Origin of the sequence: Nitrobacter sp. TKz-YC01, assembly GCF_047824785.1 — a bacterium.
Lineage (GTDB): Bacteria > Pseudomonadota > Alphaproteobacteria > Rhizobiales > Xanthobacteraceae > Nitrobacter.
The window spans coordinates 1,348,473-1,362,031 of record NZ_CP181167.1 but is presented as its reverse complement, the minus strand read 5'-3'; the positions used below and the strand labels follow the sequence as shown (position 1 = coordinate 1,362,031).

Here is a 13,559-nt window from a genome sequence, read left to right as displayed (position 1 = left end):
GCTGGCCGGCTGGGCTCATGATCATCATGCGCTTTTCGGCTGGAAGTTCGGATGAATGACCGCGCCGTTCCGGGTCAGCGCGGTGGCCTTGACCAGTTCGTCATCCCAGTTCACCGCCAGCGCCTTGGTGGTCTTGTCGACCAGCGTTTCGATGAAGGAAAACAGGTTGCGGGCGTACAGGCTGGACGCCGAGGCCGCGACGCGGCCGGCGACGTTGGTGAAGCCGATGATCTTCACGCCGTTGAGATCGACGACCTTCCCCGCCTGGACGCCCTCGATGTTACCGCCGCGCTCGACCGCGAGATCGACCAGCACCGAGCCCGGCTTCATCGAACGCACCATCTCCGCCGTCACCAGCCTCGGCGCCGGCCGCCCGGGAATCAGCGCCGTGGTGATGATGATGTCCTGCTTCTTGATGTGTTCAGCGGTGAGCGCCGCCTGCTTGGCCTGATACTCTTTCGACATTTCCTTGGCGTAGCCGCCGGCGGTCTGCGCGTTCTTGAACTCCTCGTCCTCGACGGCGAGGAACTTGGCGCCGAGGCTTTCCACCTGCTCCTTGGTGGCAGGACGTACGTCGGTTGCGGTGACAGCGGCGCCGAGACGACGCGCAGTGGCGATCGCCTGAAGGCCGGCGACGCCAACCCCCATGACGAACACCTTCGCAGCGGGCACGGTGCCTGCGGCCGTCATCATCATTGGAAAGGCGCGGCCGAACGCCTCGGCCGCCTCGATGACGGCCCGGTAGCCGGCCAGGTTCGCCTGGCTGGACAGCACGTCCATCACCTGCGCGCGCGTAATCCGCGGCATCAACTCCATGGCGAAGGCCGATACGCCGGCATCCGCAATCGTCTTCAGCGCCGCCTCGTTGCCGTAAGGATCCATGATCGCGATCACCAGCGCGCCACGCTTGTAGCGCGCCAGTTCGGATGCCTCGGGACGCCTCACCTTGATGATGATATCGGCGTCTTTCACGGCATCAGGGCTTACCAGCGCTCCGGCGGCGGTGAAGTCCGAATCGGGCACGCCCGATCTGGTTCCGGCGCCCGGCTCGATTGCGACATCCGCGCCGAGCGCCTTGAACTTCTTCACTGTATCGGGTGACGCGGCGACCCGCGGTTCCGACTCATCGATTTCTTTCGCTATGGCAATCTTCATGATGCCTCCCGCAGCCGACGGCCACGCATGACTAAAGCACCACCCACATTGCTAGCGAGCGGAAATCCAGGACGGCCGGAACGACGAACTGACAATCAGGTGAGGAAAACCGCCATCAGCGAGACAACGATGATCACAGCCACCGTACCGATCGTCCCGAACTTGATGAAGGCATTGTACGTATTCTCGTGCGCCGGGTAATCCATGCCGTCCGCCGTCGAGTAAACGATTTCGCTATGATCTGACACGTCGAGTCTCCAGCCAGGGTTGATCTTGCCCTTGAGGAATTAGCGCAATCGCGCGGACAGAGCAACGGTGTGGCGGCCACCTTGGTGAGGTCACCGCCCCTCTATGTATAAAATATGCAAATCCCGCCCATTTCAGCCCGGCTCAGGCTGAGTTCTCCAGGCTTACGGCCTGCTGCTTTGGCGTGATGTTCGACCGGAAAGGGGCTCAGCGTCCTGTCCCGGCCGGAATCGAGCCCTCATTCCGGTTGCCTTACCCCCAGCCGCCCGGCAGGCCACGTCCGCACTGAACAAACTGTCGGGCGCTTGTTAAAGATTCACGCCCTGGTTGAAATTCGGGTTCTTCTTCAGGTTCTCGATAGCGGCTGCGCCAATTTGCCACGCCGCGCGGCGATGATGGGCCGCTTCTATCCCGTCCCTTCCAGTTCATCGATCATCCCGGCAATGACCGACAGCCCGCCATCCCAGAATTTCGGATCTCTGGCGTCGAGCCCGAATGGCTTCAACAGTTCGGAATAGTGCTTGGTGCCGCCGGCGGCGAGCATCGCGAGGTAACGCTCCGCGAAACCCTCGGACGCGTGTTCATAAACCGCATAGAGCGAATTCACGAGACAATCGCCGAACGCGTAGGCATAGACATAGAACGGCGAATGGATGAAGTGAGGAATGTACATCCAGAAGGTCTCGTATCCCGGCTTGATCTCGATGGCGGGTCCGAGGCTCTCGCCTTGCACGCTGAGCCAGAGCTGGCCGATGCGCTCCGCGGTGAGCTCGCCGTTCTTGCGCTCGGCATGAACAGCGCGCTCGAACGTGTAGAAGGCGATCTGGCGCACCACGGTGTTGATCATGTCCTCGACCTTGCCGGCCAGAAGCGCCTGCCGCTGCTTCGCGCTCTTCGTTTGCGCCAGCAGCCGCTTGAAGGTCAGCATCTCGCCGAACACCGAGGCGGTTTCCGCGAGCGTCAGCGGCGTCGGCGCCATCAGCGCGCCGTTCTTCGCAGCAAGCACCTGATGCACGCCATGCCCCAACTCATGCGCGAGCGTCATCACGTCGCGCGGCTTGCCCTGGTAGTTCATCAGCACGTAGGGATGCGCGGATGGCGTGGTCGGATGCGAGAACGCTCCGGGCGCCTTGCCGGGGCGCACCGGCGCATCGATCCACCGGTCGGTAAAGAATCGCTCGGCGATGCCGGCCATTTCGGGTGAGAATTCGCCGTAGGCATTCAGAACCATCTTGCGCGCGTCTGTCCAGGGAATGACGCCGGTGGCGGCGAACGGCAGCGGCGCGTTGCGGTCCCAGTGCGCGAGCTTCTTCTTTTTGAACCAGCGCGCCTTCAGCGCATAGTAACGATGCGACAGCCGCGGATAGGCCGCGCGCACCGAAGCCACCAGCGCGTCCACCACCTCGCGCTCGACGCGGTTGTTGAGATGGCGTGAGTCCGCCACGTCCTGAAAACCGCGCCAGCGGTCGGAAATGTCCTTGTCCTTGGCGAGCGTATTGGTGATGAGCGCGAAGGTTCGCTCATTGGCCTTGAACGTCTTCGCCAGCGCCTGCCCCGCCGCCTTGCGCTTCTCCGGCGAGCGATCCTGCAACAGGTTCAGCGCCGGTTCGACCGCGAGTTCTTTTGCTCCGACCTTGAAGCGCAGCCCTGCAATGGTCTGGTCGAACAACCTGTTCCATGCCGAGTAGCCGGTCTGCGACTTCTCGTGGAATAGCTGCTCGAGGCGATCATCAAGCTGGTACGGCTTGTCCTTGCGGCTGTCTTCGATCCAGGGGCGATAATGCCCGAGCTCCGGGGTCTGCATGGCGCGCTCGATCACGTCGTCGTCGATGCGGTTGAGCTCCAGCGGGAAAAACAGCAGATGCAGCGACGCCGCCGTCAGACGCTCCGAAACGTCGCCGTAGAATTTCGAGATCGCGGGATCGACGCTGTCACCGGCATGAATCAAGCCCGCAAAAGAAGCGAGCCGGCCCGCCAGATCATCGATCGCCTCATAGCGCCGTACGGCCCCCGCGAGCCAGGCTCCACCCTCCGGGCCCGGCGTTTCGGTCGCGAGCCTGCCTTTGTAACCCGATTCGAACGCCCTGCATTCAGCGTCGATCCTGTCGAGATCGCGCGCGATCTCGGGCGCGTCGATCCCGGCATAGAGATCCGCGAGATTCCATTCCGGCAGCCTCCCTACGCCCGATTTCGCGGCGGACGCTTTCCTGGCCGGCTTGCGGCGGGAGGCGGGTTTGCGAGCGGTAGCGGATTTGCGTGAGGCGGAGGACGAACGCGCAGCCATTATCGATCCAGACTTTCTCTATGAACACCAAGCTCTATGAACACTGGTCAAGATGAATACCGATCAACAGGAGCGCAGTAACGACAAAGGCGGCGCAACGGCAAACCTTAAGAGCGCATTAATCCCCATCGGCCAAAGTGCCCCGATTCGATACAGATAGTTGTAGCGTGCGAGGAACGCCATGACCGCCACCATTTTGATCGCCGACGATGACGCGGTGCAGCGTCGTCTCGTCGAGAACATGGTGCGGCGGTGCGGTTATGAAACGGTGGTGATCGAAAGCGGCGACGCCGCCGTCGCCGCGATGACCGCAAGCGACGGTCCGGTGATCGATGCCGTTGTCCTCGACCTGGTGATGCCCGGCCTCGACGGCATGGGCGTGCTGGCGGAAATCCGAAACGCCGGTCTCAACATCCCCGTCATTGTCCAGACCGCGCATGGGGGCATCGACAATGTGGTTTCGGCGATGCGCGCCGGCGCACATGACTTCGTGATCAAGCCGGTCGGCATCGAGCGTCTCCAGGTCAGCCTGCGCAACGCGCTCAACGCCAGCGCGCTCAAGAACGAACTGCGGCGCGTCCGCCACAGCCGCGAAGGCCGCCTCACCTTCGGCGACATCATCACCCGCAGCGAGGCCATGGCCGACGTGATGAAGGCCGCGAAAAAGGCGGCGGGATCGTCGATCCCGGTGCTGATCGAAGGCGAGTCCGGTGTCGGCAAGGAGCTGTTCGCGCGCGCCATTCACGGCACCGGCGATCGCAGCACCAAGCCGTTTGTAACCGTCAATTGCGGCGCGATCCCCGACAGCCTGGTCGAATCCATCCTGTTCGGTCACGAGAAGGGGTCGTTCACCGGCGCGACCGAGCGCCACACCGGCAAGTTCGTGGACGCCTCCGGCGGCACGCTGTTTCTGGATGAAGTGAGCGAGTTGCCGCTCGCCGCACAAGTCAAGCTGTTGCGCGCGCTCCAGGAAGGCGCGGTCGAGGCGGTCGGCGGTCACAAGCCGGTCAAGGTGGACGTCCGCATCATCTCGGCCACCAATCGACGCCTGCTCGATCGCGTCAAGACCGGACTATTCAGGGAAGACCTGTTCTATCGCCTGCATGTGCTGCCGCTGACCATTCCGCCGCTTCGAAAGCGCCGCGAGGACATTCCGAATCTGCTCCGGCACTTTCTGGCGCGCTTCTGCGCGGAGGAAAACCGGTTGATCAAGGGCATCAGCGGCGAGGCGATGGGCGCCCTGTCGCAACTCGACTGGCCCGGCAACATCCGGCAGCTCGAAAACGCCGTCTACCGCGCTGTCGTCATGAGCGAGGGTACGCAACTCGGCCTCCCGGATTTCCCGTCGATGGCTTTGCAGCCCGCCGCGAACGCGCACCCGGAGACGCACGCCCAGGCAAGCGAGCCGCTGGTCATGGAGCCGATCGCGCAGCAGGCAGCATCGGAGGCCGTTCCCGGTAATGAAATACCCCTCGCGCCCGCGGCAGATGCGGGCAGCCTGCCATTGTTCGCGCAGGACGGCGAAGTCCGCCCGCTCGATGAGCTGGAAGCCGACATCATTCGCTTTGCCGTTTCGCATTATCGCGGACAAATGTCCGAAGTCGCGCGTCGATTGAAAATCGGACGATCCACGCTCTACCGGAAGCTCGATGACATCGCCGCGAAGGAGGAACAGTAGCAGGCCCTGTTGCGTTCGAAACTCATCACGCGAGTGTGCGAGCGCGGAAATGAACCGTTGCGGTGCAGTGACAGACCAACGGAAAACGCGCGTCCGGACAACGCATCGCGTTGCCAACAGCGTCTTTTGAGGTCAGTTTGTCGTGAGTTGCCCCTTGCGGCGCTGGCTGCCCGAATCAGGCGCGCGTATAGCATTCGTGCGTGGAGGCCGAATCAATAAGCCTCGGCGGGCGCAGGACAGAATTCATCAGAATTGTTCCGTGGGGACAGTTTCACCCGAGGGGTGCGAGAATGCGAGACGACCCGACTAGAGCCTTTCCGCTTCTGATAGAATCAGAAGCGGGCTCTATGAATTTATTTTGTCGCGTTTTCTTCACGCGAACCGGTGTCCACTTCGCTCGAAAACGCTCTAACCGGACAGGATTCGATCGGATCCTGACGGTGCTTGCAGCCACCTTTCTGGCGGTTTCGACGTCTGCCGCATTTGCCCAGGCCGATGCCGTGAAGAAAAGCGCCTCGGAGCTCGCCATCGACGCAGCAATTCCGGCGCCGGAGCCGGCCAACGTTCCGCCGCCCACGGCAGCCGATTTCAAGGCGGAGGTTAAGCAGCCCGCTGCGCCGGCCGTCGCGGAATCAAAGCCGGACGACCAGAAGGCCGACAGCAGCGCAACCGATTCCAGCGTATCCGATACCAGGCCCGCGGATACAACGGCCGTGGACACGCCGCCCGACGGCGCGGCCGCATCGAACTCCGATACGCCTTCGAACGCAACGACGCCGTCGAACGCAACAGCCTCTTCCGATGCGGAGCCATCGGGCATCAGGCCCGAGCCAAGCTCAAATTCCGAAACCGCCGAAACGAAGCCCGCCGAGCCGAAAACCACTGACGCCAAATCGGATACTTCGGACACGGCCGCCAAGTCGAAGGATGTCACGGCGGCTTCGCCGGACGGCATCAGGACAGGCCAGGAGACAGGCAAGACAACAGAAGCAACAAAGGCAACGGAAGCGACAAAGGACGCGACGGCAACGATTCGTCCCGACGTGACGCCTCGCCCGGAGGCCGGCGCCGCGGCAAACTCCGAACAGCCCGGCGAACCGGTCAAGACCGTAATCAACGTCCCTCCGGCGGATCAGCCGACGGCCGAAAAGCTGCATGGGCTGCTCGATGCCAATGCAACGAAGTTCTTTTCCCGGAAGGCTGGGCGGGCGGCGGTTGAAAAATTCTATACCGCGCGAGGCTACGCGCCTCTCTGGACGGAAGGCGGAACGCTGAACACGCAGGCTCAAGGCGTGATCGCGCGCCTCAGGGACGCCGCGGCCGACGGCCTCAATCCCTCCGATTACCCTGTGCCGGATTTCGCAGCGGCCTCATCGCCGGAGCAGCTTGCGGAAGCCGACCTGAAGCTGACCGCGAGCATGATGGACTATGCGCGTCAGGCGCAGAGCGGCCGGATGCACTGGTCTCAGGTCAGCGCTGATGCCCAGTATCCCGAGCACCCTGTCGATCCCGAGCAGGTTCTTACGAACGTCACCACCGCCAAGGATTCTTCCGCGGCGCTCGACAGCTACAATCCACCGCATAAACTTTATCGGGAACTGAAGCAGAAGCTCGCCGAATTGCGCAAGGATTCGGAAGGGCCCGTCATCGAGATTGCGGAAGGTCCAGGTCTGGTGTTCCGCAAGAATGCCGTGATCGAGGATCCGCGCGTGCCCCAGATTCGCGCAAGACTGGGCGTGACACAAAATCCTGACGACACCCGTTTCGATGCCGACGTCGCCGCCGCGGTGCGGGAATTCCAGGCTCGCCATCATCTCAAGCCCGACGGCATCCTGGGCAACAACACCCTGCGCGCCCTGAACGGCCCGAAGAAGGATCACACCATCGACACCGTCATTGCCAACATGGAGCGCTGGCGCTGGCTGCCGCGCGAACTTGGCGCTTCATCATTGGGCGACGCCTACGCCATCCTGAACATTCCGGATTATTCGCTCAAGGTGATGCAGCATGGCGCGCCGATCTGGAGCACCCGCGTCGTCGTGGGCAAGCCGGGACTCCATGCGACGCCCCTCCTGACGGAAACGATGAAGTACATCACCATCAATCCGACCTGGAACGTGCCGCCCTCGATCATCTACAAGGAATACCTTCCCGCCCTGCAACAGGATCCGACCGTGCTGTCGCGGATGGGCCTCAAGCTGGAGCGCGACCGCAACGGCGGCATCCACATTTCGCAACCGCCGGGCGAACGCAACGCGCTGGGCCGCATCCGCTTCAATTTTCCAAACAAGTTTCTGGTGTACCAGCACGACACGCCGGACAAACACCTGTTTGCAAAAGAGAAGCGCGCCTTCAGCCACGGCTGCATGCGGGTTCAGAACCCGGACCAGTACGCCGCCACATTGCTCAACATCGTTCTTCCGCAGGAACACTATACGCCTGAGAAAGTCCGGAGCATGTATGGCCGGAACGAGTTCAACATCAATTTCCCGACTCCGGTTCCGGTGCATATCACCTATCAAACCGCGTTTGTGGATCAGGCCGGTAAATTGCAGCTTCGCGCGGACGTCTACGGCCGCGATGCCAAGATGCTTTCTCTCCTCCGAAACTCCAACGGGCGCGATCTTGAAACGGTTGTCGCGCATGCCCAGCCGAACTATTCCCGCCCCAGGGGCAATATTCCGCAAGGGATGGCCTTCAATGAAAATCGCGGGTTCGGCGGCGGTTTCGACAACGGCGGCCCATCGTTTTTCGAGCGGCTGTTCGGTGTCCAGACCCCACCTCCACAGTACGACGACCGTCGCCGGCCGATATACAGGCGCTAGAGTCTGTTTCAACTCAGTTGAGTCAGACTCATCGCTTACCTTTTTGCTTGAGCATGATCTTTTCCGAGAACCGGTTTCCACTTTTCGGGACCATGCTCCAACCCACCTTTCGGCGAGCTGTCGAAAAGTCGATTACTTTAATAAAAACAAGGTCTTCGTCACATAACGAAGCCCTTTTTGCATTAACCATTATCCACCCCCCTCCACGGCATGGCTCTTTTCTGCCACAGTCGGCGGGCTAATTACCGTTCAGGCGGGAAGGTTAAGGTAAATCGGCGTTAACCCTCCTGCCCTACGACTTGGCTTTATGCCCTTTCACTGGGGTCTATTGTGGAAGGGCCTTCCGACTTGATCGTCTTTCGGGTGGGCTCATACGTGCTTGCTGGTTTTGCGCGCGGCTTGAAATCGTGGTCGATTTCACGGACCGGTTCTCGCATCGGCCTGTCGTCGCTCCTTCTGCTTGCAGGAGCTGGATCGGTACATAACGCCGCCGCGCTGAACGAAACGCGCACCCTGTCCTTTCATCACACCCATTCCAACGAGAACCTCACCGTCACCTTCAAGCGCAACGGCCGCTATGACGAAAGCGCGCTGAAACAGCTCAATCATTTTCTCCGCGACTGGCGAAGCCAGGAGCAGACCTCCATGGATCGTCATCTCTTCGACATCCTCTGGGAGGTCTATCGCGATGTCGACGGCAGGCAGCCGATCAACATCATCTCCGCCTACCGCTCTCCGGCCACCAACGCCATGCTTCGCCGCCGATCCAAGAACAGCGGCGTCGCGCGATTCAGCCAGCACACGCTCGGCCACGCGATGGACTTCTACATTCCCGGCGTGCAGCTTGAGAAAATCCGCTTCGCCGGACTTCGCCTCCAGCGCGGCGGCGTCGGCTTCTACCCCAAGTCGGGCTCGCCATTCGTTCATCTCGATACCGGACATGTGCGGCACTGGCCGCGCATGACCCACGATCAGCTGGCGCGCGTCTTCCCGGACGGCCGCACCGTGCACATTCCCTCGGACGGCAACCCGCTGCCGGGATACCAGGTGGCCATGGCCGATATCGAGAAGCGCCGCCGCAACGCGGGTGAAGGGGGGACGGCCAACAGCAAGCCGTCGAACTTCCTGCTGGCGCTATTCCGCGGCAAGTCGGCTGATGAGGATGACGAGTCTGACGGCGCGCCGGCTGCCCGGCCGGATCAGGCTCCCACATCCGCCTCCGCCGCGCCCGCTGCTGCCTCCGCAGATCCGGTGCCGCTGCCGCGGGCGAAGCCGGGGACTTTCAAGCTGGCCGCCGCCGACGTGCGCGCCACCCCGACGCCGGTTTCCGCGAGACAGGCGGAGGGTGGCAAACCTCAGACCCCCGCCGACATCATCAATTCCCGCGGGTTCTGGGATGATATCCCGCCGGCCCCGAACCAGACCACGCAGAAGCAGATCGCGGCGGCCGTCAGCGCACGGCGGGCGGTCGCCTCGGCAGCCGACCGGCACACGGCGACAGGCAGCATTTCTGATCCCTTGCAGGCGCTAGCCTATGCGCCGGAGAAGGACGTCCGCCGCGCGCGAATCTTCGCGGCGACCGCATCGATCCCGCCCATCCGGCCAGCGCCGCTCCCCTCGCGCAACCCGATGGCGGTGGACGGTGTGACCACGGTCGTCGCCAAAAGCGCTCAGGGCCAGAAGTCCACGGTGTCGATCTCGCGCCGTCTGGCGCCGGCGGCCTCACGCGACAGCAACGCCTGGATGCGGGCGATGATCCTTTCCCCGAGCGCCAGCCGCACAATGCTGGCGACGGTCATGGGCGAACAGGACATGACCTTGATGCAGCCCTATTTCACCAAGCCGGACCGGACGATCGCCATGGCTTTCACCGGCGATCCGCAAATGGGCATGGTCTGCGATCGATTTACCGGATCGGCCGTCGCCCGGTTGACGACGACCGCACTCGTGGTGCAAGCAGCCTCGCTGCGCTAGAGCATCGGACCCGAAAGTGGGAACCGGTTTCGGGATAAATCCGATGCTCAATCAATTAACTGGAGCGGCGGCGCTGATTCCGTTTGACCGGCCGCCGCTCTAGAGCATTTTCCGGCGAAGTGGATACCGGTTCGCCGCAAGAAAATGCGACCAGACAATAATTTCTAGAGCATGATCCGATTCAACTGAACGGATCATGCTCTAGACGCGTTTTCTTCACGCGAACCGGTATCCACTTCGCTCGAAAACGCTATAGACGTCCGATTCAGAGCTTTGACGAACGCAAAACCGCGCCGCGCCTCACAGCATTCCGAGCGCGTGCATATAGGTTTCCAGAATCGTTTCCTGCTCCTGACGCTCGTTGGCGTCCTGCTTGCGCATCCGCACGATCGTTCGCAGCGCCTTGACGTCGTAACCGTTGCCCTTGGCCTCGGCGTAGACGTCACGAATGTCATCCGAGATGGTCTTTTTCTCTTCTTCCAGCCGCTCGATGCGCTCGATGATCGCCTTGAGCTGATCCTTCGCGAAACTGGTCACGGGCTCTTCCTTGGCGGCGGCGGCGGTGGCCATCCTGCTACTCCTGAATATGAATGATGATGGATATGAAAGATGACAGATATGAAAGATGACGTCGGGAATGTGAGCCCGGACGCGCTCGCCGCCTGTCACATTTTGAAGGTCGACACTCCCGAGCGACGCACGCGGCGTCAAGGCGGCATCACGCTCATCCACAGCGACCCACAGACCGCGGCGCGAGATCAGTGACCGCCCGCGTTCTTCTTCATCGCCGCGAGCTGCTCCGGCGTCGCCTCGTTCTGATGTTTCGCCTTCCAGGCCTCGTAAGCCATGCCGTACACCGCCTCGCGGCTTTCGTCCTTGGTCATGCCGGCGCCCTGTTCGTCCGCGGCCTCCTTGAGCCAGTTCGACAGGCAGTTGCGGCAGAAACCGGCCAGATTCATAAGCTCGATATTCTGGACGTCGGTACGGGATTGCAGATGCTTGACCAGCCGACGGAATACCGCAGCTTCCAGTTCGGTTCTTGTTCTGTCATCAATGGTCATGGACTGATCTCGTCATCGCCTGTGTGAGGTTGAGTTGGGGCGTGTCACGGATTTTACCATATCGCAGGGCAAATAGCAGTTCACAGGCCGGAAAATGAGCACCTTGACGTGAAAAGCCGGCTCCAGCCGTTGACAGGCGCGGCGGGTCACGCGAAATCACGCGAAACGATTTGCCCGGCTAAATGACCAAATCAAACCACCTCCTCTTTCTCGCTTTCTCGCGCCGCGCGAACATCGCGGGCTTGTTGCCTGCCCTCGGCCTCATTGTCGTTTGTCTATGGTCGGCGTCCGCTGCAGCGGACTTCCGGCTCTGCAACAATACGTCCAGCCGCGTCGGCATCGCCCTTGGCTACAAGAGCGCGGACGGCTGGACCACCGAGGGCTGGTGGAATATCTCATCGCATGCCTGCGAGACCCTGCTGCGAGGCACGCTCATCGCACGTTACTATTATATTTATGCTCTAGATTACGACCATGGCGGCGAATGGTCGGGACAGGCTTTCATGTGCTCACGCGATAAAGAATTCACAATCAAAGGCACCGAGAATTGTCTGGCGCGGGGCTTCGACCGCACCGGTTTCTTCGAGATCGATACCGGCGACCAGCGCGCGTGGACCGTGCAACTGACGGAGTCCGGCGAACATGGACCGCAGCGCGTGCCCGGGATGCCCGCACAGGATGGAATTCCTGGCGGGTCCGATTCCACGGGCGGAACGCCTCCGGGGTCTGGTCTGACGCCAGGCGCGCTGCCCGGGCGCAAGCCATGAGACGTCTGCGCCGTATCAAGATACTCGCCACCCTCGGGCCCGCTTCATCCGACAGCACGATGGTGCGCCGCCTGTTCGAGGCTGGAGCGGACGTTTTCCGCATCAACATGAGCCACACCTCGCATGACAAGATGCGCGAACTGGTGGCGACGATCCGTAGTGTCGAAGGCAGCTACGGCCGTCCGATCGGCATCCTGGTCGACCTTCAGGGACCCAAGCTCCGTCTCGGCTCATTCGCCGACGGCCCGATCCAGTTGAGCAACGGCGAGACCTTCGTTCTGGATTCCGACAACAGCCCCGGCGACAAAACCCGGGTTCACCTGCCGCACCCCGAAATCCTGGCGGCGCTGCGCCCCGGTCACACCCTGCTGCTCGACGACGGCAAGGTGCGCCTGATCGCCGAGGAGACCTCGCCCGAGCGCACGGTGACGCGCGTCGTCGTCGGCGGCAGGATGTCCGACCGCAAGGGAGTGAGCCTGCCCGATACCGATTTGCCGGTGTCGGCGATGACCCCCAAGGACCGCTCTGATCTCGACGCCGCGCTGGAAGCCGGCGTGGACTGGATCGCATTGTCCTTCGTGCAGCGAGCGGACGATGTCGCCGAAGCCAAGAAGGTGATCCGCGGCCGCGCATCGGTGATGGCCAAGATCGAGAAGCCGCAAGCCATCGACCGGCTGCCCGAAATCATCGAAATGGCCGATGCCCTGATGGTCGCGCGCGGCGACCTCGGCGTCGAATTGCCGCTCGAACAGGTTCCCAGCCTGCAAAAGCAGATGACGCGCATGGCGCGCCGCGCCGGCAAGCCCGTGGTTATCGCGACCCAAATGCTGGAATCCATGATCCTGTCGCCGGTGCCCACCCGCGCCGAAGTCTCCGACGTCGCCACCGCGGTTTACGAAGGCGCGGACGCCATCATGCTTTCCGCCGAATCTGCGGCCGGAAAATATCCCGTCGAAGCCATCTCGACCATGAACCGGATCGGCGAAGAGGTTGAGCGCGACCCGATCTATCGCGGCGTGCTCAACGCGCAGCGTGCCGAGCCGGAGCCCACCGTGGGCGACGCCATCGCCGACGCCGCCCGGCAGATCGCAGAGACGCTCGATCTCTCCGCGATCATATGCTGGACCAGTTCAGGCTCGACAGCGCTGCGCATGGCCCGCGAGCGCCCGAAGCCGCCGGTCGTCGCCATCACCCCCAACCTTGCGACGGGACGCAAGCTGGCCGTGGCGTGGGGCGTGCATTGCGTGGTGGCGGAAGACGCTCACGACCAGGACGATATGGTCGACCGGGCCGGCTCCATCGCTTTCCGCGACGGATTCGCCAAGGCAGGCGAGCGCATCATCATCGTGGCCGGCGTACCGCTGGGTACGCCGGGCGCGACGAACATGGTCCGCATCGCCTTCGTCGGCCCGAACGGCGAAACCGGAGTTTAAGCAAGGTTCCGGATCGTTGTTCTGACGCGTTTTCTTCACGCGAACAGGTCATCCACCCCCGGCGATCTGCCTGATATGGATCGATCGGAGTCGAGACGGCGCGCTTCAAACTCGTCCATCCACTTATCCTCGTTAT

Annotated in this window: 11 protein-coding genes; 6 read left to right on the top strand and 5 right to left on the bottom strand. The window is 62.2% G+C overall.

What is annotated here, in order from left to right:
* Window positions 1–24: 24 nt before the first annotated feature.
* From ACMYR2_RS06445 to ACMYR2_RS06435, 3 genes are all read right to left on the bottom strand, one after another.
* Window positions 25–1,155: a Re/Si-specific NAD(P)(+) transhydrogenase subunit alpha gene (locus ACMYR2_RS06445; RefSeq protein WP_347263030.1), complete on the bottom strand. Its 1,131-nt coding sequence runs from the start codon at window positions 1,153–1,155 to the stop codon at window positions 25–27.
* 95 nt (window positions 1,156–1,250) lie between these two features.
* Window positions 1,251–1,403, bottom strand: a complete 153-nt coding sequence (locus tag ACMYR2_RS06440; RefSeq protein ID WP_347263029.1) for an aa3-type cytochrome c oxidase subunit IV — start codon at window positions 1,401–1,403, stop codon at window positions 1,251–1,253.
* 404 nt (window positions 1,404–1,807) lie between these two features.
* Window positions 1,808–3,685, bottom strand: a complete 1,878-nt coding sequence (locus ACMYR2_RS06435; protein WP_347263028.1) for a M3 family oligoendopeptidase — start codon at window positions 3,683–3,685, stop codon at window positions 1,808–1,810.
* Window positions 3,686–3,866: 181 nt separating this feature from the next.
* Between ACMYR2_RS06435 and ACMYR2_RS06430 the strand changes: the two genes are divergently transcribed.
* The 3 genes from ACMYR2_RS06430 to ACMYR2_RS06420 all read left to right on the top strand — a co-directional run bounded on the left by ACMYR2_RS06430 (window position 3,867) and on the right by ACMYR2_RS06420 (window position 10,162).
* Window positions 3,867–5,363, top strand: coding sequence for a sigma-54 dependent transcriptional regulator (locus tag ACMYR2_RS06430; protein WP_347263027.1), 1,497 nt, complete (start codon window positions 3,867–3,869; stop codon window positions 5,361–5,363).
* Between the two features lie 440 nt (window positions 5,364–5,803).
* Window positions 5,804–8,188, top strand: coding sequence for a L,D-transpeptidase family protein (locus tag ACMYR2_RS06425; protein WP_347263026.1), 2,385 nt, complete (start codon window positions 5,804–5,806; stop codon window positions 8,186–8,188).
* A gap of 375 nt (window positions 8,189–8,563) precedes the next feature.
* Complete coding sequence (locus tag ACMYR2_RS06420) at window positions 8,564–10,162, top strand: DUF882 domain-containing protein (RefSeq protein ID WP_347263025.1); 1,599 nt, start codon at window positions 8,564–8,566, stop codon at window positions 10,160–10,162.
* 300 nt (window positions 10,163–10,462) lie between these two features.
* Here ACMYR2_RS06420 and ACMYR2_RS06415 read toward each other — a convergent pair whose 3' ends face one another.
* Window positions 10,463–10,732, bottom strand: coding sequence for a DUF2312 domain-containing protein (locus tag ACMYR2_RS06415; RefSeq protein ID WP_347263024.1), 270 nt, complete (start codon window positions 10,730–10,732; stop codon window positions 10,463–10,465).
* Window positions 10,733–10,771: 39 nt separating this feature from the next.
* Between ACMYR2_RS06415 and ACMYR2_RS06410 the strand changes: the two genes are divergently transcribed.
* Window positions 10,772–10,927 (top strand): hypothetical protein, encoded by a 156-nt coding sequence (locus tag ACMYR2_RS06410; protein WP_347263023.1) that lies wholly within the window; start codon window positions 10,772–10,774, stop codon window positions 10,925–10,927.
* Here ACMYR2_RS06410 and ACMYR2_RS06405 read toward each other — a convergent pair.
* The gene (locus ACMYR2_RS06405) at window positions 10,921–11,223 is read right to left on the bottom strand and encodes a DUF1244 domain-containing protein (RefSeq protein WP_347263022.1); all 303 of its coding nucleotides are present in this window, start codon (window positions 11,221–11,223) and stop codon (window positions 10,921–10,923) included. The two genes, ACMYR2_RS06410 and ACMYR2_RS06405, sit on opposite strands and share 7 nt — an antisense overlap.
* Window positions 11,224–11,405: 182 nt before the next feature.
* Here ACMYR2_RS06405 and ACMYR2_RS06400 point away from each other — a divergent pair, with 182 nt between their 5' ends.
* Together ACMYR2_RS06400 and pyk are read left to right on the top strand one after the other, a co-directional pair.
* Window positions 11,406–11,990, top strand: coding sequence for a DUF1036 domain-containing protein (locus ACMYR2_RS06400; protein ID WP_347263021.1), 585 nt, complete (start codon window positions 11,406–11,408; stop codon window positions 11,988–11,990).
* Entirely contained in the window at window positions 11,987–13,423 is a 1,437-nt protein-coding gene (gene pyk / locus ACMYR2_RS06395; RefSeq protein WP_347263020.1) for a pyruvate kinase, read from the top strand. Before ACMYR2_RS06400 ends, pyk begins: the two co-directional genes overlap by 4 nt.
* The last annotated feature ends 136 nt before the right edge of the window (window positions 13,424–13,559 follow it).